The organism is Mesorhizobium sp. CA5 (genome assembly GCF_020165105.1).
Lineage (GTDB): Bacteria > Pseudomonadota > Alphaproteobacteria > Rhizobiales > Rhizobiaceae > Mesorhizobium.
In genome coordinates this window covers 15,477-41,878 of sequence record NZ_JAIUHJ010000008.1, presented here as the reverse complement: position 1 = coordinate 41,878, position 26,402 = coordinate 15,477, and the positions used below count along the sequence as shown (strand labels likewise).

General features: G+C 64.6%; 23 protein-coding genes. 13 read left to right on the top strand and 10 right to left on the bottom strand.

Going from position 1 to position 26,402, the window contains the following annotated elements; translation table 11 throughout:
* Positions 1 to 18: 18 nt before the first annotated feature.
* From LB529_RS12400 to LB529_RS12385, 4 genes are read left to right on the top strand one after another with little or no spacing between them, the layout of a single operon-like run.
* On the top strand, positions 19 to 1,023 hold the full coding sequence (locus LB529_RS12400; RefSeq protein WP_095766493.1) for an AAA family ATPase: 1,005 nt from the start codon (positions 19 to 21) through the stop codon (positions 1,021 to 1,023).
* Positions 1,023 to 1,937 carry a DUF58 domain-containing protein gene (locus LB529_RS12395; protein WP_140838720.1) on the top strand — a complete coding sequence of 305 codons (915 nt, stop codon included), beginning with the start codon at positions 1,023 to 1,025 and terminating at the stop codon, positions 1,935 to 1,937. Before LB529_RS12400 ends, LB529_RS12395 begins: the two co-directional genes overlap by 1 nt.
* Positions 1,934 to 4,756, top strand: a complete 2,823-nt coding sequence (locus LB529_RS12390; RefSeq protein ID WP_224711237.1) for a DUF4159 domain-containing protein — start codon at positions 1,934 to 1,936, stop codon at positions 4,754 to 4,756. The genes LB529_RS12395 and LB529_RS12390 overlap by 4 nt, the downstream gene beginning before the upstream one ends.
* A gap of 3 nt (positions 4,757 to 4,759) precedes the next feature.
* Complete coding sequence (locus LB529_RS12385) at positions 4,760 to 6,847, top strand: hypothetical protein (RefSeq protein ID WP_224711236.1); 2,088 nt, start codon at positions 4,760 to 4,762, stop codon at positions 6,845 to 6,847.
* 170 nt (positions 6,848 to 7,017) lie between these two features.
* On the opposite strand, the gene clpS is transcribed toward LB529_RS12385, so the two are convergent.
* The 4 genes from clpS to LB529_RS12365 form a co-directional block, all read right to left on the bottom strand.
* Entirely contained in the window at positions 7,018 to 7,323 is a 306-nt protein-coding gene (gene clpS / locus LB529_RS12380; protein WP_224711235.1) for an ATP-dependent Clp protease adapter ClpS, read from the bottom strand.
* 128 nt (positions 7,324 to 7,451) lie between these two features.
* Positions 7,452 to 7,784 (bottom strand): hypothetical protein, encoded by a 333-nt coding sequence (locus LB529_RS12375; protein WP_224711234.1) that lies wholly within the window; start codon positions 7,782 to 7,784, stop codon positions 7,452 to 7,454.
* A gap of 152 nt (positions 7,785 to 7,936) precedes the next feature.
* On the bottom strand, positions 7,937 to 8,212 hold the full coding sequence (locus LB529_RS12370) for a hypothetical protein (RefSeq protein WP_095766487.1): 276 nt from the start codon (positions 8,210 to 8,212) through the stop codon (positions 7,937 to 7,939).
* 37 nt (positions 8,213 to 8,249) lie between these two features.
* The gene (locus LB529_RS12365; RefSeq protein WP_224711233.1) at positions 8,250 to 8,555 is read right to left on the bottom strand and encodes a hypothetical protein; all 306 of its coding nucleotides are present in this window, start codon (positions 8,553 to 8,555) and stop codon (positions 8,250 to 8,252) included.
* Between the two features lie 247 nt (positions 8,556 to 8,802).
* Between LB529_RS12365 and LB529_RS12360 the strand changes: the two genes are divergently transcribed.
* The 3 genes from LB529_RS12360 (at position 8,803) to LB529_RS12350 (ending at position 11,395) form a co-directional block, all read left to right on the top strand.
* On the top strand, positions 8,803 to 9,519 hold the full coding sequence (locus LB529_RS12360; RefSeq protein ID WP_095766485.1) for a response regulator: 717 nt from the start codon (positions 8,803 to 8,805) through the stop codon (positions 9,517 to 9,519).
* Positions 9,516 to 10,925 (top strand): ATP-binding protein, encoded by a 1,410-nt coding sequence (locus tag LB529_RS12355; RefSeq protein ID WP_224603733.1) that lies wholly within the window; start codon positions 9,516 to 9,518, stop codon positions 10,923 to 10,925. The genes LB529_RS12360 and LB529_RS12355 overlap by 4 nt, the downstream gene beginning before the upstream one ends.
* Before the next feature lie 95 nt (positions 10,926 to 11,020).
* Complete coding sequence (locus LB529_RS12350) at positions 11,021 to 11,395, top strand: YciI family protein (protein WP_224711232.1); 375 nt, start codon at positions 11,021 to 11,023, stop codon at positions 11,393 to 11,395.
* A 20-nt stretch (positions 11,396 to 11,415) separates the two neighbouring features.
* Here the strand turns inward: LB529_RS12350 and LB529_RS12345 are convergent, their stop codons facing one another.
* Positions 11,416 to 12,897: a pyridoxal phosphate-dependent decarboxylase family protein gene (locus tag LB529_RS12345; protein WP_224711231.1), complete on the bottom strand. Its 1,482-nt coding sequence runs from the start codon at positions 12,895 to 12,897 to the stop codon at positions 11,416 to 11,418.
* An 81-nt stretch (positions 12,898 to 12,978) separates the two neighbouring features.
* Positions 12,979 to 14,064: a PLP-dependent cysteine synthase family protein gene (locus LB529_RS12340; protein WP_224711230.1), complete on the bottom strand. Its 1,086-nt coding sequence runs from the start codon at positions 14,062 to 14,064 to the stop codon at positions 12,979 to 12,981.
* 242 nt (positions 14,065 to 14,306) lie between these two features.
* Between LB529_RS12340 and LB529_RS12335 the strand changes: the two genes are divergently transcribed.
* Positions 14,307 to 16,307, top strand: coding sequence for a BTAD domain-containing putative transcriptional regulator (locus LB529_RS12335; protein WP_224711342.1), 2,001 nt, complete (start codon positions 14,307 to 14,309; stop codon positions 16,305 to 16,307).
* 149 nt (positions 16,308 to 16,456) lie between these two features.
* On the opposite strand, the gene LB529_RS12330 is transcribed toward LB529_RS12335, so the two are convergent.
* From LB529_RS12330 to LB529_RS12315, 4 genes are all read right to left on the bottom strand, one after another.
* A complete protein-coding gene (locus tag LB529_RS12330; RefSeq protein WP_224543204.1) occupies positions 16,457 to 17,494 on the bottom strand; it encodes an MBL fold metallo-hydrolase in 1,038 nt (345 codons plus the stop codon).
* Positions 17,495 to 17,600: 106 nt separating this feature from the next.
* Positions 17,601 to 18,782: a choline ABC transporter ATP-binding protein gene (gene choV, locus LB529_RS12325; protein WP_224711229.1), complete on the bottom strand. Its 1,182-nt coding sequence runs from the start codon at positions 18,780 to 18,782 to the stop codon at positions 17,601 to 17,603.
* On the bottom strand, positions 18,779 to 19,633 hold the full coding sequence (gene choW, locus LB529_RS12320; RefSeq protein ID WP_095766478.1) for a choline ABC transporter permease subunit: 855 nt from the start codon (positions 19,631 to 19,633) through the stop codon (positions 18,779 to 18,781). The genes choV and choW overlap by 4 nt, the downstream gene beginning before the upstream one ends.
* Before the next feature lie 123 nt (positions 19,634 to 19,756).
* Positions 19,757 to 20,692: a choline ABC transporter substrate-binding protein gene (locus LB529_RS12315; protein WP_095766477.1), complete on the bottom strand. Its 936-nt coding sequence runs from the start codon at positions 20,690 to 20,692 to the stop codon at positions 19,757 to 19,759.
* On the opposite strand from LB529_RS12315, the gene LB529_RS12310 reads away from it, so the two are divergent.
* From LB529_RS12310 to LB529_RS12290, 5 genes are all read left to right on the top strand, one after another.
* Positions 20,691 to 20,915 (top strand): hypothetical protein, encoded by a 225-nt coding sequence (locus LB529_RS12310; RefSeq protein WP_140546564.1) that lies wholly within the window; start codon positions 20,691 to 20,693, stop codon positions 20,913 to 20,915. The two genes, LB529_RS12315 and LB529_RS12310, sit on opposite strands and share 2 nt — an antisense overlap.
* Before the next feature lie 62 nt (positions 20,916 to 20,977).
* The gene (locus LB529_RS12305) at positions 20,978 to 21,589 is read left to right on the top strand and encodes a thymidine kinase (protein WP_095766475.1); all 612 of its coding nucleotides are present in this window, start codon (positions 20,978 to 20,980) and stop codon (positions 21,587 to 21,589) included.
* Positions 21,590 to 22,019: 430 nt separating this feature from the next.
* Positions 22,020 to 23,108 carry a hypothetical protein gene (locus LB529_RS12300; RefSeq protein WP_095766474.1) on the top strand — a complete coding sequence of 363 codons (1,089 nt, stop codon included), beginning with the start codon at positions 22,020 to 22,022 and terminating at the stop codon, positions 23,106 to 23,108.
* 34 nt (positions 23,109 to 23,142) lie between these two features.
* Positions 23,143 to 24,288, top strand: coding sequence for a hypothetical protein (locus tag LB529_RS12295; protein ID WP_224711228.1), 1,146 nt, complete (start codon positions 23,143 to 23,145; stop codon positions 24,286 to 24,288).
* A gap of 23 nt (positions 24,289 to 24,311) precedes the next feature.
* Positions 24,312 to 26,222 (top strand): AAA family ATPase, encoded by a 1,911-nt coding sequence (locus tag LB529_RS12290; protein WP_224711227.1) that lies wholly within the window; start codon positions 24,312 to 24,314, stop codon positions 26,220 to 26,222.
* Positions 26,223 to 26,402: the final 180 nt, after the last annotated feature.

Genomic DNA, 26,402 nt, shown 5'->3' with positions numbered 1-26,402 from the left:
CCACAAGGATCGAACGGCATGAGCGTGATGATCAAGGAAAGCCCGATCAGCGAAAAAGCGATGATCGAGGAAGCCGAAAAGGCGCTGGCCGATATCTCCAGGATCCGCGACGCGGTCGGCAGGGTGATCTTCGGCCAGGAGGCGGTCGTCGAGCGCACGCTGGTGGCTCTGCTGGCCGGCGGTCATGCGCTGCTGGTCGGCGTGCCGGGCCTCGCCAAGACCAAGCTGGTCGAGACACTAGGCATCGTGCTCGGCCTCGATTCGCGCCGCGTCCAGTTCACGCCCGACCTGATGCCGTCGGACATTCTCGGCTCCGAGGTGATGGAGCAGGACGAGTTCGGCAAGCGCTCCTTCCGCTTCATTTCCGGGCCGATCTTCACGCAATTGCTGATGGCCGACGAGATCAACCGCGCTTCGCCGCGCACACAATCGGCGCTGCTGCAGGCCATGCAGGAATATCACGTCACCATCGCCGGCGCCCGCCACGACCTGCCCGCGCCCTTCCACGTGCTGGCGACGCAGAACCCGCTGGAACAGGAAGGCACCTACCCGCTGCCGGAGGCTCAGCTCGACCGCTTTCTGATGCAGGTCGACATCCTTTATCCCGAGATTGAGGCGGAACGCCGTATCCTGCTCGAAACCACCGGCGTCGACGAAGCCAAGGCCGACAATGTGCTGCAGCCGGCACGGCTGAGGGAAATCCAGACGCTGATCCGACGCATGCCGGTGCCGGAAAGCGTCGTCGAGGCGATCCTCAAGCTGGTGCGTTCGGCCCGGCCAGGCCAGGGCAATGCCGAGACGGACAAGCACGTCGCCTGGGGGCCAGGTCCCCGCGCCAGCCAGGCGCTCACCCTGTGCGCCCGCGCCCGCGCCCTATATGATGGCAGGTTGGCGCCCTCGGTCGACGACGTTCGCGCCTTGGCCGAACCGGTGCTGCAGCATCGCATGGCGCTGACTTTCGCCGCCCGCGCCGAAGGCACTTCCGTGCGCGACGTGGTGGCGAAGCTGGCAAAAGGCATCTGATGGGTCGAATAGGCGAGGTCCAGGCACCGGTTGCGACGCGCGACGCGCTCGCCCGTGGCCGGTTGCGGGCTTCATTGGTGCCGGACCTGCTGGTCGAGGCGCGCCGTATCGTCAACACGGTGATCGCCGGCTGGCATGGCCGCCGCAAGCGCGGCATCGGCGAGAACTTCTGGCAGTTCCGGCCCTATGTGGAAGGCGATTCCTCGCGCATCGACTGGCGCCGCTCCGCGAGAGACGACCATACTTATGTGCGCGACCGCGAATGGGAAGCCGCGCACACCGTCTGGCTCTGGGCCGACCCCTCGCCTTCCATGCTCTACAAATCCGCCGCGGCAAGCGTCTCCAAGCAATCGCGCGCGCTGGTGCTGGCGCTCGCCTTGGCCGAGCTCTTGTCGCGCAGCGGCGAGCGCATCGCCTGGCCCGGCCTGACCGACCCGTTCACCGCCCGCAACGGCGCCGAGCGGATCGCCGCCCAGCTCAGCCACGCCGCCGCGCTTCCGGCCAAGCCCGATCTGTCGGCCATCCGCCGCTTCTGCGACATCGTGCTGGTCAGTGATTTCCTCGATCCGGTCGAGGAAACCATGGCCTGGCTCGACGTGCTCGCCCGCCACGGCGTGCGCGCGCATCTGATCGAGGTGGCCGACCCGGCCGAAGAAACCTTCCCCTATGCCGGCCGCACCGAGTTCACCGACCCCGAGACCGGCGACAAGCTGACCGCCGGCCGCGCCGAGATGCTGGCCGAGGAATATCGCCTGCTATACCGAGCCCGCCGCGACGAACTGGCCGCCTGGTGCAAGCGTCTCGGCTGGAGCTACACCGTCAACCACACCGACCGACTCGCCTCCGAAGCGCTGGTGCGCGTTCACATGGCGATGACCGCCGACGGCACCAATTTCGGAAGGGCGGTTGCATGAGCTGGCTGCCGCTTTCGTTCGGGGCGCCCATGGTGCTGTGGGGCCTTCTGGCGCTGCCGGTGATCTGGTGGCTGCTGCGCCTTACCCCGCCCAGGCCGCAGACGGAGGTCTTCCCGCCCCTGAGAATCCTCGCTCGGGTCCTGAGGCGCGAAGAAACTCCGCAGCAAAGCCCGTGGTGGCTGACGCTGCTTCGGTTGCTGATGGCGGCGCTCATCGTGATGGCGCTGGCCGAGCCGGTCTTCAATCCGCGCGAAAAACTGCCGGCGGAGGGCGCCGCCCTGGCGCTTGTCGTCGACAATGGCTGGGCGAGCGCCGCCGACTGGAACAAGCGCGTCGCCACCGCCGAGCGGCTGATCGCCGACGCCGGCTCGAACGGCGTGCCGGTCGTTATCGCCTTCACCGCCGAGAAGCCCAATGCCGAGATCGGCCCTTTCGACGCTTCGGGCGCGCTCGATCACCTGCGCGCCGCCAAGCCGCGGCCGATTCCTACCGACAGGCCCGCCGTCTACGCCCGCGTCGCCACCGCGTTGGAGCGCCTGCCGGGTGCCAGCGTCGCCGTGCTCGCCGATGGGCTTGCCGCCAAAGGCGACGAGGCCGCTTTCAAGACGCTGCTCGAAAAGAATGCGACACGGCTGGTCTGGGCCACGTCCGACCGGCCTTCCGTGACCGGCCTGATCGGCGCCGACAACCAGGTCGATGGTTTCGCTTTGAGCGCCATTCGCGCGCCGGGCAATCCGGCGCCGGCGCAGGTCACCGCTGGCGCCTTCGACGACAAGGGCCGCCGCATCGCCGATGCGACGCTGACCTTCGCGCCGGGCGAAGCCACCGCCACGGGGACGATGGCGGTTCCCTTCGAGCTACGCAACGACTTCGCTTCGATCGCGCTCGACGGCGAGCACCAGGCCGGCGCCGTGCGCGTGCTGGACGAGAGCTCGAAACGCCGCCGCGTCGGCCTTCTGTCGCAGGCCGAAGCCGACCAGGCGCAGCCGCTTCTGTCGCCGCTCTATTACATTCGCCGCGCCCTGCAGCCCTTTGCCGATCTGGTCGAGCCGTCGAGCGCCGATCTCGCCGACGCTATTCCACAGCTTCTCGACCAGAAGCCGGCGATGATCATCATGGCCGATGTCGGCACCATCCCGGCCCAGGTCAAGCAGCGGCTGGTCGACTGGGTCGACAAGGGCGGCACGCTGGTGCGCTTTGCCGGTCCCCGCCTTGCCGCGGCCGGCAATGACGACGACCTTTTGCCGGTCAGGCTGCGCAGCGGCGAGCGCGCGCTAGGCGGCGCGCTGTCGTGGACGACGCCGCAGGCGGTGACCGAATTCCCGAAGAGCGGCCCCTTCGCCGACCTCTCGCCGCCCTCCGAGGTGACGGTGAGCCGGCAGGTTCTGGCCGAGCCGACGCCCGACATCGTCGAGCGTACCTGGGCCACGCTTGCCGACGGCACGCCGCTGGTGACGGGCATGAAGAAGGACAAGGGCACGCTGGTGCTCTTCCATGTCACGCCCGAGGCGACCTGGTCGAACCTGCCGATCTCCGGCAGCTTCGTCGAGATGCTGCGGCGCGTCGTGCAATTGTCGCGCAACCAGGGAGCCGCGATCGCCAATGCCGAAGCCGCCGCCGCGTCGCTCGCTCCCTACCGCATGATCAGCGCCGACGGCATGCTGACGCCGCCCTCGCCGGATGCCCGACCGCTGGTGCCCGGCGCCGGTCCGCTGCCGGTGACGCTGGAGAATCCGCCCGGCCTTTACGGCTCCGAGACGGGCGTCTTCGCACATAATCTGCTCGATGCGTCGAGCACGTTCACGCCGCTGGTCCGTCCGCAGGTTTCGCTGCCGGTGACAGCCATCCCCTATGCCTTCGATGAATCGGAGAACCTGAAGGGGCCGCTGGTCGCCATCGCGCTGCTGTTGATGGTGCTCGACACTTTGGCCGTGTTCTGGATGGGCGGACTGCTGGCGCGCCGGCCGCGCCGCGCAGGCACGGCGGCGACCGCCGCGGCCGTTCTGGTCGTGCTGGGCGGCCTCTTCGGCCATGCCGATCTTGCCCGCGCCGATGATTCCAAGCCCGGCGACACCCAGGCGATCGAGGATATTTCGAAAACCCGCATCGCCTATGTCATCACCGGCGAGCCGGGCGTCGATTCGATCAGCCGCGCCGGCCTCGAAGGCCTCACCCGTTTCCTCATCGAAAAGACCGCGCTTGAGCCCGGGCCGCCGGCGGGCGTCGACATCGCCAAGGACGAGCTGTCCTTCTTCCCGCTGATCTATTGGCCGATCGATGCGACGGCGCCTATGCCCAGCCAGGCGGCGATCGCCCGCATCGACGCCTATATGCAGCAGGGCGGCACGGTTCTGTTCGATACCCGCGACCAGTTTTCGAACGGCATCGGTGCCGGCTCGGCAAGCCCGGCGACCGAGCGGCTGCGCGACATCCTCGGCAATCTCAACGTGCCGCCGCTGGAGCCGGTGCCGTCGGACCACGTGCTGACCAAATCCTTCTTCATCCTTCCGGAGTTCCCCGGCCGCTTCAACGGCAGCCCGCTCTGGGTCGAGGCCTCGCTCGACGCCAGCAACACCGAGAACCGCCCCGTGCGCACCGGCGACGGCGTCTCCCCGATCATGATCACCGCCAATGATTTTGCCGGCGCCTGGGCCATCGACGAGAACGGCGATCCGATGCTGCCGACCGTGCCGCCGGATCCGATGCAGCGCATCTACGCGCTACGCGCCGGCGTCAACATCATGATGTACATGCTGACCGGCAACTACAAATCCGATCAGGTGCATGTGCCGGTGCTGCTCGAACGGCTGGGGCAGTAGATCATGAACTGGTCCATCTCATTCGAACCGCTTCTCTCCTGGCCGCTCTTCGGCCTGCTCTTCGTGCCGTTGCTCTTGCTGGCGCTGGTCGGCCTGTGGTTCCGCCAGCGCGGCTCGGCATTGCGCTTCATCGCGCTGCTCGCGCTTGCCGCTTCATTGCTCAATCCCGTTTTCCTCGCCGAGGAACGCGAGGCGCTGAAGAGCGTCGTCGCCCTCGTCGTCGACCGCAGCCAGAGCCAGGACATCGGCGACCGCACCAAGCAGACCGACGAGGCGCTGACCGGCCTGCAGCAGCGTCTTGCCCGCTTCAAGCAGTTCGATGTCCGTGTCATCGAGGCCGGCAAGTCCGAAGCCGCCGACGAGCGCACCGAAACCAGGCTGTTCAGCGCGCTGGAAGGCGTCTTCCGCGACGTGCCGCCGTCGCGCATCGGCGGTGCCGTCATGATCACCGACGGCGAGGTGCATGATGCGCCTGCCGGCGCGCCGGAGTTCAACGCGCCGCTGCACGCGCTGATCACCGGCAACGAGCATGAGAAGGACCGCCGCATCCGCTTCGAGAACGCGCCGCGCTTCGGTCTCGTCGGCAAGCCGCTCGACATGACCTATCGCGTCATCTCGACGGAAGGCGACGGCGCTCCGGTGGACGTGCGCGTCTCGGTCAATGGCGAGCAGGTCTCGGTCGAGCACGCGACCGTCGGCCAGCCGATGAAGCTCTCGGTCACCATACCCAATGCCGGCCGCAACATCGTCCAGCTCGGCATCGACCGGGAACCCGGCGAACTGACCGACGCCAACAACCGGGCGATTGCCCTGGTCGACGGCATCCGCGAGAACCTGCGCGTGCTCCTGGTTTCCGGCGAACCGCATGCCGGCGAGCGCACCTGGCGCAACCTTTTGAAGTCGGACGCGTCGGTCGATCTCGTCCACTTCACGATCCTGCGTCCGCCGGAAAAGCAGGACGGAACGCCGATCAATGAGCTGTCGCTGATCGCTTTCCCGACGCGCGAGCTGTTCGTCGAGAAGATCAAGGATTTCGATCTGATCATCTTCGACCGCTACCAGCACCGCGACGTGCTGCCGATCCTCTATTACGACTACATCTCCGAATATGTCGAAAAGGGCGGCGCGCTGCTGATTGCCGCCGGCCCCGAATATGCCGGCGAGAACTCCATCGCCCGCACGCCGCTCAACGCCGCGCTGCCGGCCATGCCGACCGGCGAGGTGGTGGACAAGGCCTTCTACCCGCGCCTGACCGATCTCGGCCAGCGCCATCCGGTGACGCGCGGGCTCGACGGCTCGGCAAGCGAGCCGCCGCATTGGAGCCGCTGGTTCCGCACCATCGGCGTCAAGAACCCGGAAGGCGAAGTGGTGATGAAAGGCGCCGACGATCGACCCCTGCTCCTGCTCGCTCGCAAGGGCGAGGGCCGTGTCGGCATGCTCCTGTCCGATCAGGGCTGGCTGTGGGCGCGCGGCTTCGAGGGCGGCGGGCCGCATGTCCAGCTTTATCGCCGCATCGCCCACTGGCTGATGAAGGAGCCGGAACTGGAAGAAGAACGGCTAACCGCCGACGGCCGCGGCATGATGCTCGAAATCCGCCGCCAGACGATGAGCGATGATCCCGGTCCCGCCCAGGTCATCACGCCGTCCGGCAAGGCGGTGGCGGTGAAGCTCGAGAAAGCCGAGCCCGGCATTTTCACAGGCAGCCTGCAGACCGGCGAGATCGGCCTTTACCAGATCGGCAATGGCGACCTTACCGCGCTTGCCCATGTCGGCCCGATCAACGCGCCGGAATTTTCCGACGTGATCTCGACCGAGGATCGGCTGAAGGCGCCCGCCGAGGCGACCGGCGGCAGCGTGCGGCGGCTGGCTCCGTCGTCGACGCTCGGCAATCTCGCCGGCGGCTTGACACTGCCGTCGATCGTTCCCGTCCGCTCTTCAGCGGCCGCGTCGGGCGACGACTGGATCGGCCTGCGCACCACCGACGACAGCACGCTCAAGGCCGTGTCGCGCGTGCCGCTGTTCGGCGGTTTCCTTGGCCTCGGCCTGCTGCTGCTCGCCATCGGCTCGATGTGGTATCGCGAAGGGCGGTGACGCCACCTTCTTCCTTCTCCCCTTGTGGGAGAAGGTGGATCGGCGCGCAGCGCCGAGACGGATGAGGGGTGTTCCAGCGGAGTGAGGCGTCGGCGTTCCCTGGAGCACCCCTCATCCGGCCGCTTCGCGGCCACCTTCTCCCACAAGGGGAGAAGGGAAAGCGCCTGCCCCTACTCTTCCGGTTCTGTGGTGAACAGCAGCGGATAGCCCTTGGCCTTGCCGGCGTCGGTCGCCCGCGTCGCCTTGGTCTCGGCGATATCGCGCGTAAACACCGCGACGACGCACACGCCGCGCGTATGCGCGGTGATCATGACGCGATGCGCCTGATCCTCACTGAGCTTGAATTCGCCCTTGAGCACCATCACCACGAACTCGCGCGGCGTGAAATCGTCATTGACGAGGATGACCTTGTAGAGCTTCGGCCGCTCGGTTTTCGGCTGCGTCTTAGTGCGGGGTTTGAGGACGGTTTCGGGCATCGGATCCACCAGCGAGAACTGGGCTCTCTCGCTCTCATTCTGTCACGCAGCAAATATACGTCCAATTCCACGCGCGGGTAATGCCGGCTTGGACCATCAGCCCTATGTGGGGAATCACTGCCGAACGGTCAACGGCCCTGGCGGCGCAACGCGGTGCCCGATCTGCCGGAACCTGCACCGCCATCCATGTCGGAGCCGCGTTCGACGAAGGCGAACAACATCCAGGCGACAAAGCCGATCACGGTCGCACCGGCCAGCAGGATCAGGACCCAGGACTGCGCCGGCGTGATGTAGTCGAAGCTTGAAGAGATCAGCGGAGCGAACAGCTCGGGCTCGGTCCTGCCGCTGGCCGGATCCGGCACGGGGCTTGCGGTAAAGATCATCAACGACCGCGCCGCCGCCGTGGCGATCAGGCCGCCGAGGGTCAGCGAACGCATCAGGGACGAAAACCGCTTCTTCATGCGGACTGTCCTACAGCACCGGCATTGCGATCGGGTTAAGGATAGGACTTGAGCGCGGTGGAAACCTGCCGATTTCGGGCTCCCTGCCGCAAGCAAGCCGCCCCTGCCGAAATCGACCGGAGCGGCTTCGTCTAGTGGCGCAGAGCGCTGGATCAGGGCTTCTTGGCAGCCGGCTTCGCAGCAACGGGCTTCGCAGCCGACGCTTTCTTCTTGACCGGGCACTTGTGCGTCTTGGTCACTTTGCAGGCCTTCTTGGCAGCGACCTTCTTCATCGGCTTCGCAGCCGTGCTATCCGCCGGAGCAGCCGTGGTGGTCGCGGTCGAAGCAGCCGGGGCAGCCGTCGTCGTGGCGGCGGCGTTGCCGAGCGCCGGCATCGCAAAGGCGAGAGCAACACCGAGGCCGAGGGCGGAGAGGATGGACTTCTTCATGGCTTCATTTCCTTTTTCTTGCGGGTCTGGGTGGGTGTCACTGAACGGGATCGATCGGTGCCACTCCAAGCAGCTTCAAAGCATTTGCGAGCATCCGGATTCCCTGTGCCTGCTTCTTGTTGGCGCAGAACCGGTTTCCCCTTCTTTGCAGTGCTTTCGCCGCGGTGACCTGCGTTGCCGCGGCATGGGTTTCGAGAGCTTCGTCAACCTGACGGCTCAGATTGGTGCAGCGCTCGGTCCGGGTGAGCGGAGCGACGACCTTTGCGGTGGAGGCGCCGTCCGCGGCTGTGATGAGCGATATGCTGAGCAAAGCACCCACCACGCTGATCCAGAACCTCTGCATTGGTCTTGTCCGTTACTCCGGAAACTCGCGTCGCAGCCGATGACCTGACCGCCACGGCACCGTTTATGCCCTTGAAATTTTTCACCAGTTTTTCCCAACTGTAGAATTTTGTTTCTGGATTGTTTCTGAGGAATCCGCCCGGCGCGGCGATCGCGGCCACTGGCCAAGATGTGGCCCGAATTCTATCGTGTGGGTTGTCTCGAACGGATATCCAGCAAGAGCCGGCAAAGAGAATCATAGGTTTCGAGTGAAATCCGATGCGCACATACTGATCGTCGACGACGACAAGGGCATACGCGACCTGCTGCAGGAGTTCTTCCACAAGCGCGGGCTGCACACGACGGTGGCCGGCGACGGCACCGAGATGGAAGCGGTCCTGCGCCGCACGCCGGTCGACCTGATCGTTCTCGACGTGATGCTGCCCGGCAAAAGCGGACTTGAGCTGTGCCGCGAGATCCGCGCCAACTACACCACGCCGATCATCATGCTGACCGCGGTCACCGAAACGACCGACCGCGTTGTGGGCCTCGAAATGGGCGCCGACGACTACGTGCCCAAGCCCTTCGATCCGCGCGAGCTGTTGGCCCGCATCCGCGCCGTGCTGAGACGCAACGGCAGCGCCGAGCCGCGTCGGCCCGCCGCCAGGCAGGTCTACCGCTTTGCCGGCTGGACCATGGATTGCGCGCGCCGCCGCCTGACGGCGCCCGACGACGTCCGGGTTGAGCTGACGATGGCGGAGTTCAACTTGCTGCAGACCTTCGTCAAGAGCGCGCAGCGCGTGCTTACCCGTGAGCAGCTGATCGAGCTGTCCGGCGGCGACACCGGCTACAGCTTCGACCGCAGCGTCGACATTCTGGTGAGCCGGCTACGCCGCAAGATGGAAGACGATCCGAAAACGCCGAAACTGATCCTGACCGTGCGCAGCGGCGGCTATCAGTTCCTGCCCGAGACGACGGCCGAATGAGACGCTTCCTGCCGCAGACCCTGCCAGTCTGGGTGCTGCTCATCGTCATTGCCGGTCTCATGCTGAGCCAGGTGACGACGCTTTACATCGTCGCGCGCGATCGAGCCGCCGCCAACGGCGTCGTCGATCTCTACCGGTTGAACGACCGCGCCTATTCGCTGGTGCAGCTGATGCATGACGCCACGCCCGAAGAGCGCAAGGCAACCGCCTCCGGCCTGTTCAACTCGACCTATGCGCTGACGGTTTCGGACACGCCCGCCGTCACCTCTTCGATCGCCGGCGACGACCAGCTTGCCGAGTTGGAGGATATCCTGGTCGGACGCTTGTCGAAGTTCGGCATCACCGATGCGCGCGTGCGGCGCGATCCGGCCACCCAGGAGGCCGATGTCCCGGACGGGCAGGCGGTGAACAAGGATGTCGGCCAGGTCGAGCGCGACCTGCTGGTCCTGGCCGCGGATTTCGCGCAAAGCGATAAGCTGACCGCCTCGCTGCGCTTTTCCGACGGGCAGTGGCTGAATTTCACCGAACCGATCACGCCGGCGGGACCGATTCTGAGCCTCGACAGCCTGCCGCTTTACTCACTGATCGCCGGCTTGATCATCATCATGTCGATCTGGTCGCTGCGCCGGCTGACCGCGCCCTATCGGATGATGGAAACGGCGGTGACGCGCATCGGCAATGACCTGAAAAGCCCGCCGATCGCCGAGAGCGGAAGCCGCGAGATCCGCGCCGCCGCGAAAGCGATAAACGCCATGCAGATGCGGCTGCGCGATTATGTCGAGGACCGCGAGCATCTCGCGGCAGCACTGGCGCATGATCTGCGCACGCCGCTGACCCGGATGCGCCTGCGCCTCGAACTGTTGCGCAGGTCGCCCGCGCGCGAGGCGCTGGCGCATGACCTCGCCGACATCGAAAGTATCGCCAGCTCGGTCATCGACTTCGCCAAATTCGAGGTGACAGAGGAAAAGGCCGAGCGGATCGATTTCTGGTCGCTGGTGGAATCGGTGGCGGATTCCTTCGACGGCGCGTCCTTCGACGAAGGCGTGGTCCCGTCGCGCGGCCTGATCTGCGTCGCGCGGCCGGTGGCGCTGCGGCGCTGCGTCACCAATCTCATCCAAAATGCGGTGACCTACGGCAAGAAGGCGCATCTCGGCGTGCGGCGATCGGGCGACATGATCACGCTTTCGATCCGCGACGAGGGCCCCGGCATCCCGCAGGCGAAGCTGGACGCGGTGTTCGGCTCCTTCGTGCGGCTGGAGGAATCGCGCAACCGCACCACCGGCGGTCTAGGCCTCGGCCTCACTATCGCCCGCAACATCGCGCGCGGCGCCGGCGGCGAGGTCGATCTCTCCAACTACCCCGGTGGCGGGCTGTTGACGGAGCTGCGGCTGCCGCTGGCAGCTTGAGTCAGGAGTGGGCTCTGTCCGCCACCGGCGCCACTGGATCAGCCGAACCATCCTTGTGATAGTGCGGCCCGCCTGGTCACGAGGGAAATCCACCCATGTTCTACGCCGTCCTTGCCTATCATGTCGAAGACACCGTGCAGTCCTGGTCGCCCGATGAGGATGCGGCGCTGATGAAAGACCTGCTCGAGGTCAACGACAGGCTGACGCGCGAGGGCAAGCTCGGGCCCGCGGCCAGGCTCGGCGCGACGGCCAAGGCCGTGACGCTGCGCGGTCCGGGCGACGGCTTGGTGATCGACGGTCCCTTCGCCGAAACCAAGGAGCAGTTGCTCGGCCTCTATGTCCTCGACTGCGCGAACCGGGACGAAGCGATCGCCGCGGCGCGCGATCTCAAGCGCGTGAACCCAAGCGCCGTCTACGAGATCCGACCGATCATGCTCTATCTTCCGGGCGCCACGCTGCAGGCTGGTTGAATTACGCTTAGGTCCGCGTTTCACATTAATGTCGCGGTAGCCGCGATTTCCCGTCCCAGCCGGAGCATCTCCGCGACCAGCAGGTCGAGATCGTCCCGGCGAGTGCGGTGATTGGCGATTGCCACCCTCAGGCAATGCCGGCCCTGCACCGTGGTGTCGGACAAGGCCGCGATGCCCTCCTCCTGGAGTCTCAGCATGATCTCGGTGTTGAACGCCTTGAGCTTTTCCTCCGACGCGCCATCCAGCCGGTGGCGGAAGCTGACGATGTTGATGGTGGTTGGCGCCATCAGTTCGAGCGCCGGCTCCGCCTCGATCAGGCGGGTGAGGTGGCGGGCCTGGGCGATGTTCTGGTCGATCAGGCGGCCGAACTTCTCGACGCCATGCTCCTTCAGCGCCATCCAGATCTTGAGCGCACGGAAGCCGCGCGACGTTTGAAGCCCATAATCGTGCAGCCACTCTCCGGAGGCCAGGCCCCGCGGCGTCGATTTCAGATATTCCGGCGTCACGGCAAACGTGTTGCGGTGCTGGGATGCGTCTCGCACCAGGGCGCAGCCGGCTTCGAACGGCGCGTGCAGCCATTTATGCGGATCGAGTGCGATCGAATCCGCCTGTTCGATGCCGGCGACGAGCGATCGGTTCTTAGGCGCGATCGCGATGAGCGCGCCGATGCAGCCGTCGACATGGAACCAGAGAGCCTCTTCGGCCGCCACGCTCGCCAGCGCCCGCAGGTCGTCGACCGCGCCGGCGTTGACGGTGCCGGCGGTGCCGATCACGCAGGCCGGCCTGAAGCCCGCCTCGCGGTCCTCCGCGATTGCCGCCTTGAGCGCGGCGATATCGATGCGCAAGCCGGCATCGGTCTGGATGCGCCGCAGCGCCTGATTGCCGAGGCCGAGCGCCTCCACAGCCTTGCGATGACAGGAATGGACCTGGTCCGAGGCGTAGTAGCGCAACGGCTTCGGCATGGCGCCGACACCCCGCTCGCGCACGTCGACGCCTGCCTTGACGTTGCGCGCCACGGTCAGTCCGATAATGTTGGCCATCGAGCCGCCGCTGACCAGGGTGCCGCTGGCCGAGGCTGGGAAACCGACCATCTCCTTCATCCAGTTGACGACCTGGCTGTCCATCAGTGCGGCGGCATGGTTGCCGCCGCCGAGATTGGAGCCCTGGATCGCCGCCAGGAAATCGCCGAGCGCGCCGGTGAAGTTGCTGGATCCCATATACCAGGACCAGAAACGCGGATGGATGTTGCCCATCGGATAAGGCATCACGTTGCGGGCGACGTCGTCATAGACGTCAGCCGCCGGCGCCGGCGAGCGCGGCAAAGGTGCGCCGAAGAATGCCCGCACCTCGGCCGGCATCTCGCGCCAGACCGGCCGGTTGCGGACATCCTCGAGATAGGCGATGGCATCGTCGAGGATTCGGTGCGAGAGCGCTCCCACATCGGCCCAATCCGGCGGATCGAGCGTTTCCTCCGCGTTGGTCGCTTCCGGAAATATATCCATCTCGCCTCTCCCGCCGGCGTGGGTCGACCCGCGCATAAAAGAACGACGCCGCCATGCGGGGGCGGCGTCGCGTTTCTGTTCTCAGCCTTCGAACTGGCAGCTCGGCGTCGAGCGCGACAGCGCCGTCTCCTCGGCGTCCATCTCGGCCTCGATGCCGTCGAAAAGCGGCGTCGACATGTAGCGCTCCCCCGTGTCGGGCAGCATGCACAGGATCACCGAGCCGGCCGGGGCCTTGCCCGCGATCTGCCGCGCCACGGCGAAAGTGGCGCCGCCGGAGATGCCGGTGAAGATGCCCTCCTGCCGCGCCAGCGCCTTCGTCCATTTGATGCCTTCGGGACCGGGGATCGGCACCACCTCGTCATAATAGCGTTGGTCGATCGCCTCCTGCAGCACGTTGGGGATGAAGTCCGGCGTCCAGCCCTGGATCGGATGCGGTTCGAAGGCCGGATGGCTGGCGGACGGCGCGCCGCCGGCGCCGCGCTCCTGGGCCTTGCCGCTGCCGATCAGCTGCGCGTTCGCCGGCTCGGCGAGCACGATCTTCACCTCCGGCCGCTCGCGGCGCAGCACGCGGCCCACGCCGGCCACCGTGCCGCCCGTGCCGTAGCCGGTGACAAGCACGTCCAGCCTCGAGCCGGCGAAGTCATTGATGATCTCGCGCGCCGTCGTCGCCTCGTGAATGGCGGCATTGGCCTCGGTCTCAAACTGGCGCGCCAGGAACCAGCTATTGGCCTCGGCAAGCTCGACCGCCTTCTTGTACATACCGAAGCCCTTCTGGGCGCGCGGCGTCAGCACCACCTTGGCGCCGAGCATGCGCATCAGCTTGCGGCGCTCGATGGAGAAGCTGTCGGCCATCGTCACCACCAGCGGATAACCTTTCTGCGCGCAGACCATGGCGAGGCCGATGCCGGTGTTGCCGCTCGTCGCCTCGACCACCGTCTGGCCTGGCTTGAGCTTACCGCTGCGCTCGCCTTCCTCGATGATGTTGAGCGCCAGCCGGTCCTTCACCGAGGCCGCCGGGTTGAAGAACTCCGCCTTCACATAGATCGTCGCGTGACCTGGCCCGAGATTGTTGACGCGGATGACCGGCGTGTCGCCGACGGTATCGAGAATGCTGTCGAACAGCCGGCCGCGACCGGCCGTGGTCCTGATTTTCAATTGATGCAACATGGCTCTCTCCTCGATCTCCTCACGTGCCGGTTACAAACCGGCGGATTGGGCGGCGCGGTTTCGACACCTTGCCGCGCTAGTTGCGTGTGACTTGCCGGCAATTCGGCAAAGGCCGCGTCCGGCTCGAAAATTCGCTGCCGGATGCGCCCTGTCGTGTTTGGTGATAGAACATGGACCAACTGTTCGACGTGGGAGCGAGCGTGGAAACGGACGTGGAATCCGTTCGGTCGACTCTGAAAGGCATGGCAGCCAGCCTTTCGATCAGGCTGCTCGGCCCGTTTACGATCATGCGCGACGATGTTCCTGTGGCCTTGCCTTCGTCACGCAAGCTGCGCGCCCTGCTTGCTTATCTGGCGCTGGCGCCCCACCCAGTCAGCCGCAGCCGTCTTTGCGAACTTCTCTGGGACGTGCCCAACGATCCGCGCGGCGAGTTGCGCTGGTGCCTGAGCAAGCTGCGTGCCGCGCTCGACGAACCGGGCTTGCGCCGAATCGAGACGGAAGGCGACACCGTGGCGCTTCGCCTCGGCGATGTGAGCGTCGATGCCGTCGAGGCCGCTGCCGCGGTGGCGGGCGGGATCGAGACACTTGGCCTCGACCGCCTGCGGACACTTGCGCTACTATTCGCCGGCGACTTCCTTGATGGCCTGGAACTCGATCGCAGCCCGCATTTCGGCAGCTGGCTGACGGCGCAGCGCCGCCGTTTCAGCACATGCCATGTCGCGGTCCTGGAGCACATTATCGGCCTTGTCCCGCAGGGAGCCGATGAGGCCGGCCCCTATATCGACAAATGGCTGGAACTTGCGCCCTTCGACGGCCGCGCACATGTGGCGCTGCTGGAAAATCTGGCGCGGCTCGGACAGATCGGCGCCGGCGAGGAGCATCTTGCCACCGCGGCGGAGCTGTTCCATTCGGAAGAGCTGGATTTCACGCCATTGCGCGAGGCGTGGCAGGAGATAAGAGCCCGCAATGCCGGCGCAACGCCATGCGCCCGATCCGGGCCGGCTTTCCCGCTCCCGGACTTGCCGGTCACCGCGATCGAATCCGAACCAGCGGCGACGCGCCGGGCTTCGCTCGCGGTGATGCCGTTTGCGGAGAGCGCCGGCAGTGGCGGCTTCCGCGGCGGGCTGGCCGATGGCCTCACGCATGACATCATCACGCGGCTTGCCAAGCTTCGCGATTTTTTCGTCATCGCCCGAGGCTCGGTCTTCGCGCTCGCCGAGAAGAACATTGCGCCGGACGACGCCGGGCGCAGGCTGAATGTCGACTATGTCGCGACGGGCTCGGTGCGGGCTCTGCCGGGCAGGTTCATCGTCTCGGTCGAGCTTGTCGAGGTCCGCACGGCAAGGATCGTTTGGGCGGAAACCTTCGAGCATAAACCCGACGACATCTTCATCGTCATCGAGGATATCGGCAACAGCATCGTCTCATCGATCGCCGCCGAGATCGCGACGGTGGAGCGCAACCGCGCATTGCTGAAAGCGCCAAACTCGCTCAATGCCTGGGAGGCTTACCATCGCGGCCTTTGGCACATGTATCGCTTCACCCGCCAGGAAAACGAGCTGGCGCAGCATTTCTTCGGCGAGGCACTGAAGCTCGATCCTACTTTCGCACGCGCCTATGCCGGCATGTCCTTCACCCACTGGCAGAATGCTTTCCAGCGCTGGGGCGACCGCGACCGCGAGACCGCGCTTGCCTTCGAAAGCGCCGGCCAGAGCCTTTTGGTCGACGACCGCAACCCCGCCGCCCATTGGGCGATGGGCCGCGCGCTATGGCTGCGCGGCGAGCAGGACGGCTCGCTGCTGGAGCTCGCGAGCGCCGTCGACCTCAGCCCCAATTTCGCGCTCGGCCACTACGCGCTGTCCTTCGTCCATTCGCAATCGGGCGACCCGCAATCGGCGATCGGCTCATCCGACCATTCGCGTCATCTCAGCCCCTTCGATCCGCTGCTGTTCGGCATGATGGGCGCGCGCGCCATGGCGCATGCGCGGCTCGGCGAATTCGAAGCGGCGGCCGAATGGGCGCTGAAGGCGGCCGCAAGGCCAAACGCCCATGTCATCATCCTGGCGATCGCCGCCCATTGCCTGGCGCTGGCCGGCCGGCAGGAGGAGGCGCGAACCTTCGCCGCCGCGATCCGCAACACCTTGCCGAACTATCGCGCCGACGATTTCATCGCGACATTCCGTTTCGACCGGGATGGAGAAACCCTGTTCCGGAACGGCGCCAAGCTCATCGGGCTGAACTGAACCTGGCCGGCGCGCCTAGAGCAATTCCAGGAAAAGTGTGAGCGGTTTTCCGTCCGGAATTGCGTAAAAAACAAAGAGATAGGGCGTTTCGCCGTTTCCGTGAAACGGTGAAACGCACTAGTGCATGTCGCCCAGAAGTGCGACGCGCTTTAATGCATCAGCGGGCCGCTGGCTTTCCGCCAGGCGTCGATGCCGCCCTGGATATGGCGGGCGCTGGAAATCCCGACATCCTGCGCCGCTTGCACCGCCATCGCCGAGCGCTCGCCGAAGGCGCAGTAGAACAGGATCTGTTTGCTGGTCGATTTCGCCAGCTCGTGCAGCATGCCGCCGGCGGCAATGTTTTCCTGAAGCCGCGCATAGGGCAGATGGATCGCGCCGGGGATGACCCCGTGCCGCTCGCGCTCGGTTTGCTCGCGCAGGTCGATCAGCGCCACGTCGGGTCGCCCGACCAGCGCCAGCGCCTGCTCCGCGCTGACCGCCCAGCCGCGGCTGGCGATGTCGTCCTGATGCAGCCCGACCCGCATGTTGGCGGGCACGGCCACATCCATCATTTTCGGGTTGGACAGATTGAGATTGTTCATGATGTTCACATACTCGTCGACCGACTTCACCTGCAGGCGCGGATTGAAGGCCTTTTCCTCGCCGATCGTCGACACGGTCTCGCCCTTATAGTCATGCGCCGGGAAGATCAGCGTCTCGTCGGGCAGCTTGAGCAGGCGGCCGAAGATCGATTCATATTGCTGGCGCGGATCGCCGTTCTGGAAGTCGGTGCGGCCGGTGCCGCGGATGAGCAGCGTGTCGCCGGTGAACACACGATCCGGCAGGATGAAGCTGTAGGAATCGTCGGTGTGGCCCGGCGTGTAGATGACGTCGAGCGCCAGGCCTTCGATGCCGAGCTTGTCGCCGTCGGCAAGCCGCATCGACACCACGTCGGCCTTGGTCTGCTCACCCATCACGGTCACGCAATGCGTCTTGTCGCGCAGCGCGCCGAGTCCGGTGATGTGGTCGGCATGAAGATGCGTGTCGACCGCCTTGACCAGCCTCAGGTCCAGCTCATTGACCAGCTGCAGATATCGCTCGACCTTCTCCAGCACCGGATCGATGATCAGCGCCTCGCCGCCGCGCCGGCTGGCGAGCAGATAGGAATAGGTGCCCGAAACGGAATCGAAGAGCTGACGGAAGATCATTCGCGCCTCTTTCGCCTGACGCCGGTTGTTCGGCTGCCGGCCAGTCTAGAACAAGCGCGAGCTGCCCGCCAGCGGCACAACTCGCGCCCGTCCAAAAGGCTGAAACCTACCGCCTCAGCACAGCACTCAGCACGTCCCTGATGCCAATCGAGCCGACGAAGCGCGAGCCTTCATCGAACAGCGCCACCGGCGCCGTCTGCGACCGGTGCATGGCGAGCATCACCGTTTTCAGCGGGGTGCCGGGATTGGCCCAGAACACCTGGGCGCCCTCCTCCGGCTGGCGCTCGACATCGGCGCAGGACACCCACACCGCCGGCTTGCCGTCGCGCTCGGCCGCCGCCACAAGGCCGTGGTCGTCGATCTTGAAGCGTGTCGTCTTGCGCCGGTCGAGCCACACCCAGCCGTTATCGCCGTGCTCCAGGTCGCGACGGTCCCGCATCACGTTCCACGCCGTCAGCACCGACAGCGGATTCACATTGGCGATGAAGTCGCGGACATAGTCGTTGGCAGGGCGCAAGACGATGTCTTCCGGCGCGCCGGTCTGCACGATGCGGCCGCCCTCCATGATCGTGATGTGACTGCCGATCTTCAGCGCCTCCTCGAGGTCGTGGCTGACGAAGATGATGGTCTTCTTCAGCTCGGCCTGGAGCTGCAGCAATTCGTCCTGCAGCTTGGTGCGGATAAGCGGGTCGAGCGCCGAGAACGGCTCGTCCATCAACAGGATCGGCGCCTCGGTGGCGAAAGCCCGGGCGAGACCGACGCGCTGCTGCATGCCGCCGGAAAGCTCATGAGCATATTTCTTCGACCATTGGTCGAGATGGACCAGCTGCAATTGCTTCTGCACGCGCGCCTTGCGTTCCGCCTCCGGCACGCCGGCAAGCTCGAGGCCAAAGCCGACATTTTCCTCGACCGTGCGCCAGGGCAGCAGGCCGAACTGCTGGAATACCATGGCCACCTGCTTCTGGCGCAACCGCCGCAAGGTCGCCTCGTCGCAGGTGACGACATCGACGATGCGGTCGCCGTCCTTGACGAGCACCTGGCCGCGCGACACGACGTTGAGCCGGTTGACGGCCCGCAGCAGCGTCGACTTGCCGGAACCGGACAAGCCCATCAACACCGAGATCTCGCCTTCATGCACGGTGAGGCTGGCGTCGGCGCATCCGAGCACATTGCCGGTCTTTTCGAGGATCTCGGCACGGGTGGCGCCCTGATCGATCAGCGCCAGCGAACCGGCCTGATCGGCGCCGAAGACGATGTCTACATTCTTGAAATCAACCGCGACGGTCATTTCTTGCCTCCAACGCCGATGCGGGTCATGCGGTCGAGCACGATGGCGAGCACGACGATCGCGAGGCCCGCCTCAAGCCCGAGATCGATGCGGCGCGAGCCGAGCGCCCGGTTGATTTCCGTGCCGAGGCCGCCGGCGCCGATCAGGGCGGCGAACACCACCATCGACAGCGACAGCATGATCGACTGCGTCAGACCCGCCATGATGGTCGGCAGCGCCGAGGGCAGCTCCACTTTCCACAGAAGCTGGCGCTTGGTGGCGCCGAACGCCTCGCCCGCTTCGATGATTGCCTTGGGCACCGAAACGACGCCGAGATGGGTGAGCCGAACGGCCGTCGGGATGACGAAGATGATGGTGACGATGAGGCCGGGCGCATTGCCGAGCCCGAACAGGGTGAGCACCGGTATCAGGTAGACGAAGGTCGGCAGCGTCTGCATCAGGTCGAGCACCGGCAGCATGACGCGGTAGACCTTCGGCTTGTGCGCCGCCCAGATGCCGAGCGGCACGCCGATCGCCATTGCCATTGCGGCGGCGGCAACGACCAGCACCAGCGTCTGCACCGTCTGTTTCCACAGATTCTGGTTGATGATGAAGATCAGGCCGAGGAAGACGCCGATGGCGAGCGGCCGCGAACGCTGTAAGAGCCAGGCGATGAACGCGATGACCAGGGCCAACAAAACCGGCGGCACCATGAGCAGGAGGCTCACTGCTCCGTCGAGGATGAAATTCAGACCGTTTGAAAATGCGCGGAAGATGGTGTCGAAATTGTCGGTCAGGAAACCGAAGAAAGCCTTGCCCCATGGCCCGATCGGAATTTTGTAGTCGGTCAGGAATTTAGAAATCGGATCCATCTTTCCCCTCTCGGCTTCGCCGCGCTCGCCGCACGGTTATCCTGTCACGTCTCCAGGCATATGAAAAAGGGCAGCCTCTTCGAGGGCTGCCCTTTTTCGGAAATCATGCCGGTCCCAAGCGGATCAGCCCCCGAGCGCGGTCTTGACGGCAGCCGCCGCGTCGCCGCCATCAAAGGTGGTGACGCCGGCGATCCAGGGCGCCACCGCGTCCGGATGCTTCTTCAGCCAATCGGTCGCCACCGTCTGCGGATCGCCACCCTTGAGGATCGCGTCCATCATCTCGCCTTCCATGTCGAGATTGAACTTCAGGTTGGCGATGAACTTGCCGGCGTTCGGGCATTCGGTGGTGTAGCCCTTGCGCACGATGGTATAGACGGTGGCGGCGCCGAAGCCGCTGTCGCCCATGCCGTCGAGATAGGTGATCTTCATGGCGCCCATCACCGGATGCGGCGTCCAGCCGAGGAAGGCGATCCACTCATTGTTCTTCATCGACTGCTCGGCCTGCGTCAGCATGCCGGCCTCCGAGGATTCGACCAGCTCGAAGCCTTCGAGGTTGTCCTTCGGGTTCTTGATCATGTCCAGGATGATGCGGTTGCCGTCATTGCCGGCCTCGATGCCGTAAATCTTGCCGTTGAACTTGTCCTTGAACTTGCCGAGATCGGTCAGCGTCTTGACACCGGCATCCGCGACATAGGTCGGCACGACGATGCCATAGCCTGCGCCGGTCAGGTTGGTGCTGATCGTCTCGATCGAGCCTTCCTTGGTGTAGTCCTTGATGTCGTTGGTCATCGACGGCATCCAATTGCCGAGGAAGACGTCCAGGTCCTTGTTCTTCAGCGAGGCCATGGTCACCGGCACCGAAAGCTGGATCGTCTGCGGCTCATAGCCGAGCGCGGTGAGCAGCACCGAGGCGAGGCCCGTGGTGGCCTGGATGTCGGTCCAGCCGACATCCGACAGCCGCACGGCCTTGCAGCTCGCCGGATCGCCGGCATTGGCGGCGGTTGTCGACAGGAACGCCGCAAGGCCGAGGCCTGCGACGAAAGATTTCATACGCGACATGAACTTATCTCCCATTGGATTTTCGAGGCAAAGCGAAGTCACGGTTCTTGCGCCCGCCTTGTTTCGTCAGCCAAACACCATTTTGATGTTGTTTCAAGCGGTTCAACGTCGCGACGAACGGCGCGCGCTGGCCATTAAGCGACATGACAGCTTTTTGAACGACATCGAGTTTTTGGTGGACGGAGCCGGTGCCCTCTCCCCGAGCCGCGGCAAGTCGGCTTAGGGTGTGTCGAGATTCAGGTCGGGCCGGCCTCGCCTGAATCCCGACACACCCAAAAGAGCGACATGGCCAAGCTTTACTTCCACTACGCCACGATGAACGCCGGCAAGACGACGATGCTCTTGCAGGCGTCCTACAATTATCGCGAACGCGGCATGTCGACGATGCTGTTCGTCGCCGGCCACTATCGTAAGGGCGACACCGGGCTGATCTCGTCGCGCATCGGTCTCGAATCCGAGGCAGAGATTTTCCGCGACGGCGACGACCTCTATGCCACGGTCGCCGAGCACCATCGGCATGGCCCTGTGCATTGCATCTTCGTCGACGAGGCGCAGTTCCTCGAGGAAGAGCAGGTCTGGCAGCTCGCCCGCATCGCCGACCGTCTAGGCATTCCGGTCATGTGCTACGGCCTGCGCACCGACTTCCAGGGTAATCTGTTCTCCGGCTCGCGCGCTCTGCTCGCCATCGCCGACGACCTGCGCGAGGTCCGCACCATCTGCCGTTGCGGCCGCAAGGCGACGATGGTGGTGCGCCTGGGGCCTGACGGCAAGGTGGCGAAGCAGGGCGAGCAGGTGGCGATCGGCAAGGACGTCTATGTCTCGCTCTGCCGCAGACATTGGGAAGAGGAGATGGGTCGGGCGGCGCCCGACGACTTCATCGGCTTTGTCAACCGCTGAGCCGAAAGCCTGCATAGAGCAATTCCAGGAAAAGTGGGTAGCGGTTTTCCGTCCGGAATTGTGTAAAAACAAAGACTTATAGCGGTTCGGCGATTCCGTGAAACGCTGAACCGCTCTAGAGCCGGATGTCGTCCGGAAACCGCTTCAAGCCCTGACCGCCGCCGGTGAAACCGGCATCGCCGCCGCAAGATATTTGCCGGCACTGTTTCATGGCCGGTCGCAAAAACAAGACCTTAAGGCATGTCAGCAAAAGCTGCTCGATGATGGTGCGCGTTACTAGGCGCCATGCGCATGCTTGCCTTGCCTTTCAAGGACCTAACCAATTCTTTTGTTTTGACGCTTCCCTTTGTCTTCCTTCTTTCAATCCCTTGAAGCCCCACATATATTCGCCGCCACGACACGGAAACGGATGCCGAAGCGGGAGGCCCCAATGGCGACATTGCAGAATTTCGATGCCGAAATTGCCAAGACCAAGCAGGTCGTGCAGGACATGCGCAGCAAGATCGAGCAGTCCGGCACCGTGCTCGACACGCTTGCTCAGGCCGACAAGAAGATCGGCGACGCCAATTTCGACATCGAGAACGCCCGCATCGAGGACGTGCTCAAGCAGCAGAAAGTCATGGAAGGCAATATTGCCGACCTGATCATCGGGCTCGAGGACGCAACCAATGTCTTCGGCGCCGAGTTCGAAAGCATGAAGAACTACACCGGCTGGGAAAACTTCGTCGGTGTCTTTTCGGCGCAGCGCAAGCAGCGCATGCGCACCGACCGCGTCCGCAACATGTCGCTCGCCGGCAATCTGCAGGAGCTGCTGGCAAAGTCGGACACCATCGTCGGCATCCTGAAGGCGCAGAAGCAGGTCCTCGACCAGCGCTACAAGACCTCCGAAGCCAGCCTTTCGCAGGTTATCGAGCGCCGCAAGGTGACGATGACCAACCTTGAAGCGGTGCAGAAGCGCATCGAGGAATTGAACCCGATGCTGCTCGACATCGAAAACAAGATCGCCGCCTCCACGACCCAGAAGGAGCGCACCGAGCTTGAGGGCGAGCGCTCCAAAATGGCGACCGAATATAATGAAAAGCAGGCCAAGGAGCAGGAGCTGCTGGCCGAAAGCCAGACGCTGGAGCGCTACACCTCGATGTTCCAGACCTTCGTCGATTCACTCAACAACCAGATTGCCGCGCAGTCGACCCTGATCAACAAGCTGACCATCGACACCGAGCAGCGCATCGTCCTCTACAAGGCGCTGGAAGATTCGCTCAAGACCGCCGCCCAGCAGGACGTCGCCCACAAGATCAACACGCTGGGCAGCCAGGTCGACAACACGGCCGAGGAGACGATGGCCGGCATCGGCGCCGCCTCGCAGAAGCATATCGGCGACCTGCTCGAGATGCATGAGAAGAACATGGTGGCTTCAGCCGACATCCAGCGCCGCAAGAAGCTTGCCGACGATGCTTTCGCCCGCCGCTTCGACGATGTGATGAAGAAGCACAACGCCGCCAACTATGTGCAGCAATAGGCGGCGGCGCTGATTTCATTTCCACGGCAGCCACATGACACCTGAGAACGACGCCGCGGCACACTATTTTTCCGCCATCACGGCGGCGCTGAGCGGGCTGGAAGTGTTCATGCGCGACGACCGCTCGCCGCTCTACCGGCACGGCATCGTCGCCAGGATCGTCGCCGAGTATATCGCGCGGCTCGACAAGTCCTTTGCCTGCTGGCGCAACCGGCTGGGCTTCATGGACACCTTCCGCATCTCGCGCGCCGAAAGCGGCTATCCCGTCTTCCAGAACCTGCTCGAGCTGGAAAACGACCGCCAGCAGGCCGATGCCCGCCTGGCCAACATCCCGCAGGTCGGCGAGCTGCGCGAGGAGATGGCCGACTTCATCCTGCGCCATAAGGAATTTCCCGAGGCGCTACAGAAGTCGATGGCCGAGCGGCTCTATCTGGAGGACGTCAAGAGCGAGGCGACCTTCGGCCCGTTCACCCTTGCGCAGACGGCCAAGGTCTCGGTCAACCCGAAAACCATGCGGCCCTATTACCTCGTCCACTGGGCCGCGTTCGACGGCAGCGCCAACCTGCCGCTGGTCTACATGGTGACGGTGGAGGACTCCTCCGAAAGCATGGTGCGCCAGCTGGTCGACGTGAACGGCAAGCTCAACGAGCGGGTCGATATCCCGCTCCCCGTCGACGGCTTGCTCAACCCGGAGCTTGCGCACCGCTTCGACGATTTCACCGAGAAGAACTCGGCCTATACGCTGTCTCCGGCGACGATCGCCGTCAATCTCGACAAGGATTTCGAGCCGCTGCATCCCAAGCAGCTGAGGCGCGTGGTGCTGGGACCCTTCTACTCGGCCGGCATCACCCAGAACAATTCGACGGTGGCCGAGGTGCTGGCCAAGGTGCGCAAGCCGCAGAACGCCTGGCTGCTCACCTGGACCATCCAGGAAGTCTTCTCCAAGAGCGAAAAGCCCGGCCGCAGGGGCCTGTTCTCCAGCGAGAAGACGACGCAGGAATTCTTCATCAACACCGACGATCTCGAAGCGGCGCGCCAGGGCGTGTCGAGCTACGAGAACCACGCGCTGATCCCGCACGAGGCCTATCAGGCACTCTACGCCGCCGGCGAGGCGCAGAAGATCTTTTCCGGTTACAAGGTCCACATCCTGTCCAACGGACAGGTGATCAGCGACGTCTGACCGTCAATCGCGGAGCATCCTTCATGGACACCGGCCTGACCACGATCTCGGAAGCCGCAATCGAAAAGCACCGCGCGACCGCGCAGAGCTTCATCACCCGCATCGTCGTGCTGGAGGACCCTTCGCGCGAATCCGGCACGGCGCTTGCCGGCACCAACCGCCGCTTCGTCTCGACCGTGTCGGTCGGCTCGGTGCGCCGCACGCGCGAGGTCGAGCTCACGAAAACAGTAGCGGCCATTCATCCCGACGACCAGTTGATGAGCATCCCGCAGCACACGCTGCTCTACCGCGCCCGCCGCGGCCTGGCGATCGCGCTCGCTATATCCGACGTCTTCGCCGAAGGCTCCGACCTCGAAAGCCTGCAGGCGAGGAATGCGCGTGCGCCGCTGGAAGGCGACGAGGCAGCCACCTTCAAGAAGCTTCTGTCGGCCTCGGCTTACGTTTCCGCCTTCAGTTTCGCTTCGTATCTCTTCCAGCTGATCGACAGCGATGGCGAGGCGCCGAACGACATCCCCGAGCCCGACTTCCTGTTCGACACGCCGCAGGACGCGGTCAAGTCGATCATCGCCGGTCTCGACAAGGCAATCGCCGGCTCGAAGGACGACGCCGACCTGACGACGCGCGCTCGCGCCTTCGCCCGCGTCGCCATCGACGGGTTGCTTGCGCGCAAAGGTCGCTTCGACGGCATTGGCCCGTTCGAAAATGCGCATATCCGTATCGACGTCGACGATTTCACCCTCGATGGTTTCGACGTCGCGCCCGGCAAGCGCACCAAGCCGCTGGTGATGACCTTCAAGAAACCGGAAGAGGTCATCGGCAACCACATCGCCAAATTCCAGTCGGTCAGGCTGGCCAAGATGCTCATGGCCTACGACTTCGAGCGCGAGCTGAACCCCTTCGTCGAGCTCGGCGGGTTCCTGTTCACCTTCATCGGCGACGGCGCGCCGGGCACCGGCAAGACGACGCTGATCCAGATGATCGCCGGCCTCGTCAACGGCTACTGCCAGGTCGCCGGCTATCCCTTCGCCTATGAGAATTTCGGCGTCGACCAGATCTCGTCCTACCAGGGCAAGTCGGGCCAGAACTGCCGACAGTTCATCAACAACGTGCTCAATCCGCGCGTCATCGGCTTCGGCACCATCGACGACATCGACCAGGTGGCGGCGCGCCGTTCCGACGACCGTGCTTCCGCCGGTCAGCAGGAGATCACCGGTGTCCTGATGGACGCCTTCGCCGGCGCCTCGACGGTGGTGCGTGGCAATTGCTCCTTCGGCATGTTCTCCAACTATCCGGAAAATGTCGACGATGCGCTGCGCCAGCGCGCCGGCGCGCGCTGGCTCGTCGACGGCCCGCAGACCCGCGATGATTATATCGACATCTTCGTGCTGCTTGCCGGCAAGAACCACGAGATCCCGCTTGGCAAGCACGAACTCTATGCCGCGCAGGAAATCCAACGCGCCGTGGCCGAGGCCTATGAAGAGCACGAAAAGCCGCAGGAAGACGGGCTGATGAAGGTCTATGAGCGCTACATGAAGGAAAACGGCGCGCCGAAGACCATGGCCGATGTCGGCACCTATCTGCACATGATCAAGGACGCCGAGCCGCGCTTCACCGGCCGCGCCATCAAGAACGTCACCGACGCGATAAAAATGCGCGCCATGGACATCGAGCTGCCGGACGACTGGTTCGAGAAGCCGGAAGCCTTCATGCACAAGAGCTACGACGACAAGAAGGCGATGATCGAGGAACTGCGCGGACCGTTCTCGATGGACATGGTCATGCAGGAGATCAACCGCTACGCCGATTCCGAGTTCCGCTATTCCGACAAATCCGACGACGCCGCCGTGGAGAAGCTCCTGCGCGACGCCAGGCTGCGCGAGCGCGCAGCGCGCGAGATGGAGGAGTTGAAGAAGAAGGGGCTGTGGAATGCGTGAGCTGCGCCGACCTCGCCTTCTCCCCTTGTGGGAGAAGGTGTCGCCGAAGGCGACGGATGAGGGGTGCTCCAGGGAACGCCAGCGTCTCACTCCGCTGGAACACCCCTCATCCGTCTCGACGCTATCGCGCCGATCCACCTTCTCCCACAAGGGGAGAAGGAAAGGTCGCGCCCCTCATCC

Excerpts from the sequence above, each read along its gene's own strand:
- LB529_RS12400 (WP_095766493.1), top strand. The coding sequence starts at position 19 with ATGAGCGTGATGATCAAGGAAAGCCCGATCAGCGAAAAAGCGATGATC.
- LB529_RS12395 (WP_140838720.1), top strand. The coding sequence starts at position 1,023 with ATGGGTCGAATAGGCGAGGTCCAGGCACCGGTTGCGACGCGCGACGCG.
- LB529_RS12390 (WP_224711237.1), top strand. The coding sequence starts at position 1,934 with ATGAGCTGGCTGCCGCTTTCGTTCGGGGCGCCCATGGTGCTGTGGGGC.
- LB529_RS12385 (WP_224711236.1), top strand. The coding sequence starts at position 4,760 with ATGAACTGGTCCATCTCATTCGAACCGCTTCTCTCCTGGCCGCTCTTC.
- clpS (WP_224711235.1), bottom strand. The coding sequence starts at position 7,323 with ATGCCCGAAACCGTCCTCAAACCCCGCACTAAGACGCAGCCGAAAACC.
- LB529_RS12375 (WP_224711234.1), bottom strand. The coding sequence starts at position 7,784 with ATGAAGAAGCGGTTTTCGTCCCTGATGCGTTCGCTGACCCTCGGCGGC.
- LB529_RS12370 (WP_095766487.1), bottom strand. The coding sequence starts at position 8,212 with ATGAAGAAGTCCATCCTCTCCGCCCTCGGCCTCGGTGTTGCTCTCGCC.
- LB529_RS12365 (WP_224711233.1), bottom strand. The coding sequence starts at position 8,555 with ATGCAGAGGTTCTGGATCAGCGTGGTGGGTGCTTTGCTCAGCATATCG.
- LB529_RS12355 (WP_224603733.1), top strand. The coding sequence starts at position 9,516 with ATGAGACGCTTCCTGCCGCAGACCCTGCCAGTCTGGGTGCTGCTCATC.
- LB529_RS12350 (WP_224711232.1), top strand. The coding sequence starts at position 11,021 with ATGTTCTACGCCGTCCTTGCCTATCATGTCGAAGACACCGTGCAGTCC.
- LB529_RS12345 (WP_224711231.1), bottom strand. The coding sequence starts at position 12,897 with ATGGATATATTTCCGGAAGCGACCAACGCGGAGGAAACGCTCGATCCG.
- LB529_RS12340 (WP_224711230.1), bottom strand. The coding sequence starts at position 14,064 with ATGTTGCATCAATTGAAAATCAGGACCACGGCCGGTCGCGGCCGGCTG.
- LB529_RS12335 (WP_224711342.1), top strand. The coding sequence starts at position 14,307 with ATGGCAGCCAGCCTTTCGATCAGGCTGCTCGGCCCGTTTACGATCATG.
- LB529_RS12330 (WP_224543204.1), bottom strand. The coding sequence starts at position 17,494 with ATGATCTTCCGTCAGCTCTTCGATTCCGTTTCGGGCACCTATTCCTAT.
- choV (WP_224711229.1), bottom strand. The coding sequence starts at position 18,782 with ATGACCGTCGCGGTTGATTTCAAGAATGTAGACATCGTCTTCGGCGCC.
- choW (WP_095766478.1), bottom strand. The coding sequence starts at position 19,633 with ATGGATCCGATTTCTAAATTCCTGACCGACTACAAAATTCCGATCGGG.
- LB529_RS12310 (WP_140546564.1), top strand. The coding sequence starts at position 20,691 with ATGAACTTATCTCCCATTGGATTTTCGAGGCAAAGCGAAGTCACGGTT.
- LB529_RS12315 (WP_095766477.1), bottom strand. The coding sequence starts at position 20,692 with ATGTCGCGTATGAAATCTTTCGTCGCAGGCCTCGGCCTTGCGGCGTTC.
- LB529_RS12305 (WP_095766475.1), top strand. The coding sequence starts at position 20,978 with ATGGCCAAGCTTTACTTCCACTACGCCACGATGAACGCCGGCAAGACG.
- LB529_RS12300 (WP_095766474.1), top strand. The coding sequence starts at position 22,020 with ATGGCGACATTGCAGAATTTCGATGCCGAAATTGCCAAGACCAAGCAG.
- LB529_RS12295 (WP_224711228.1), top strand. The coding sequence starts at position 23,143 with ATGACACCTGAGAACGACGCCGCGGCACACTATTTTTCCGCCATCACG.
- LB529_RS12290 (WP_224711227.1), top strand. The coding sequence starts at position 24,312 with ATGGACACCGGCCTGACCACGATCTCGGAAGCCGCAATCGAAAAGCAC.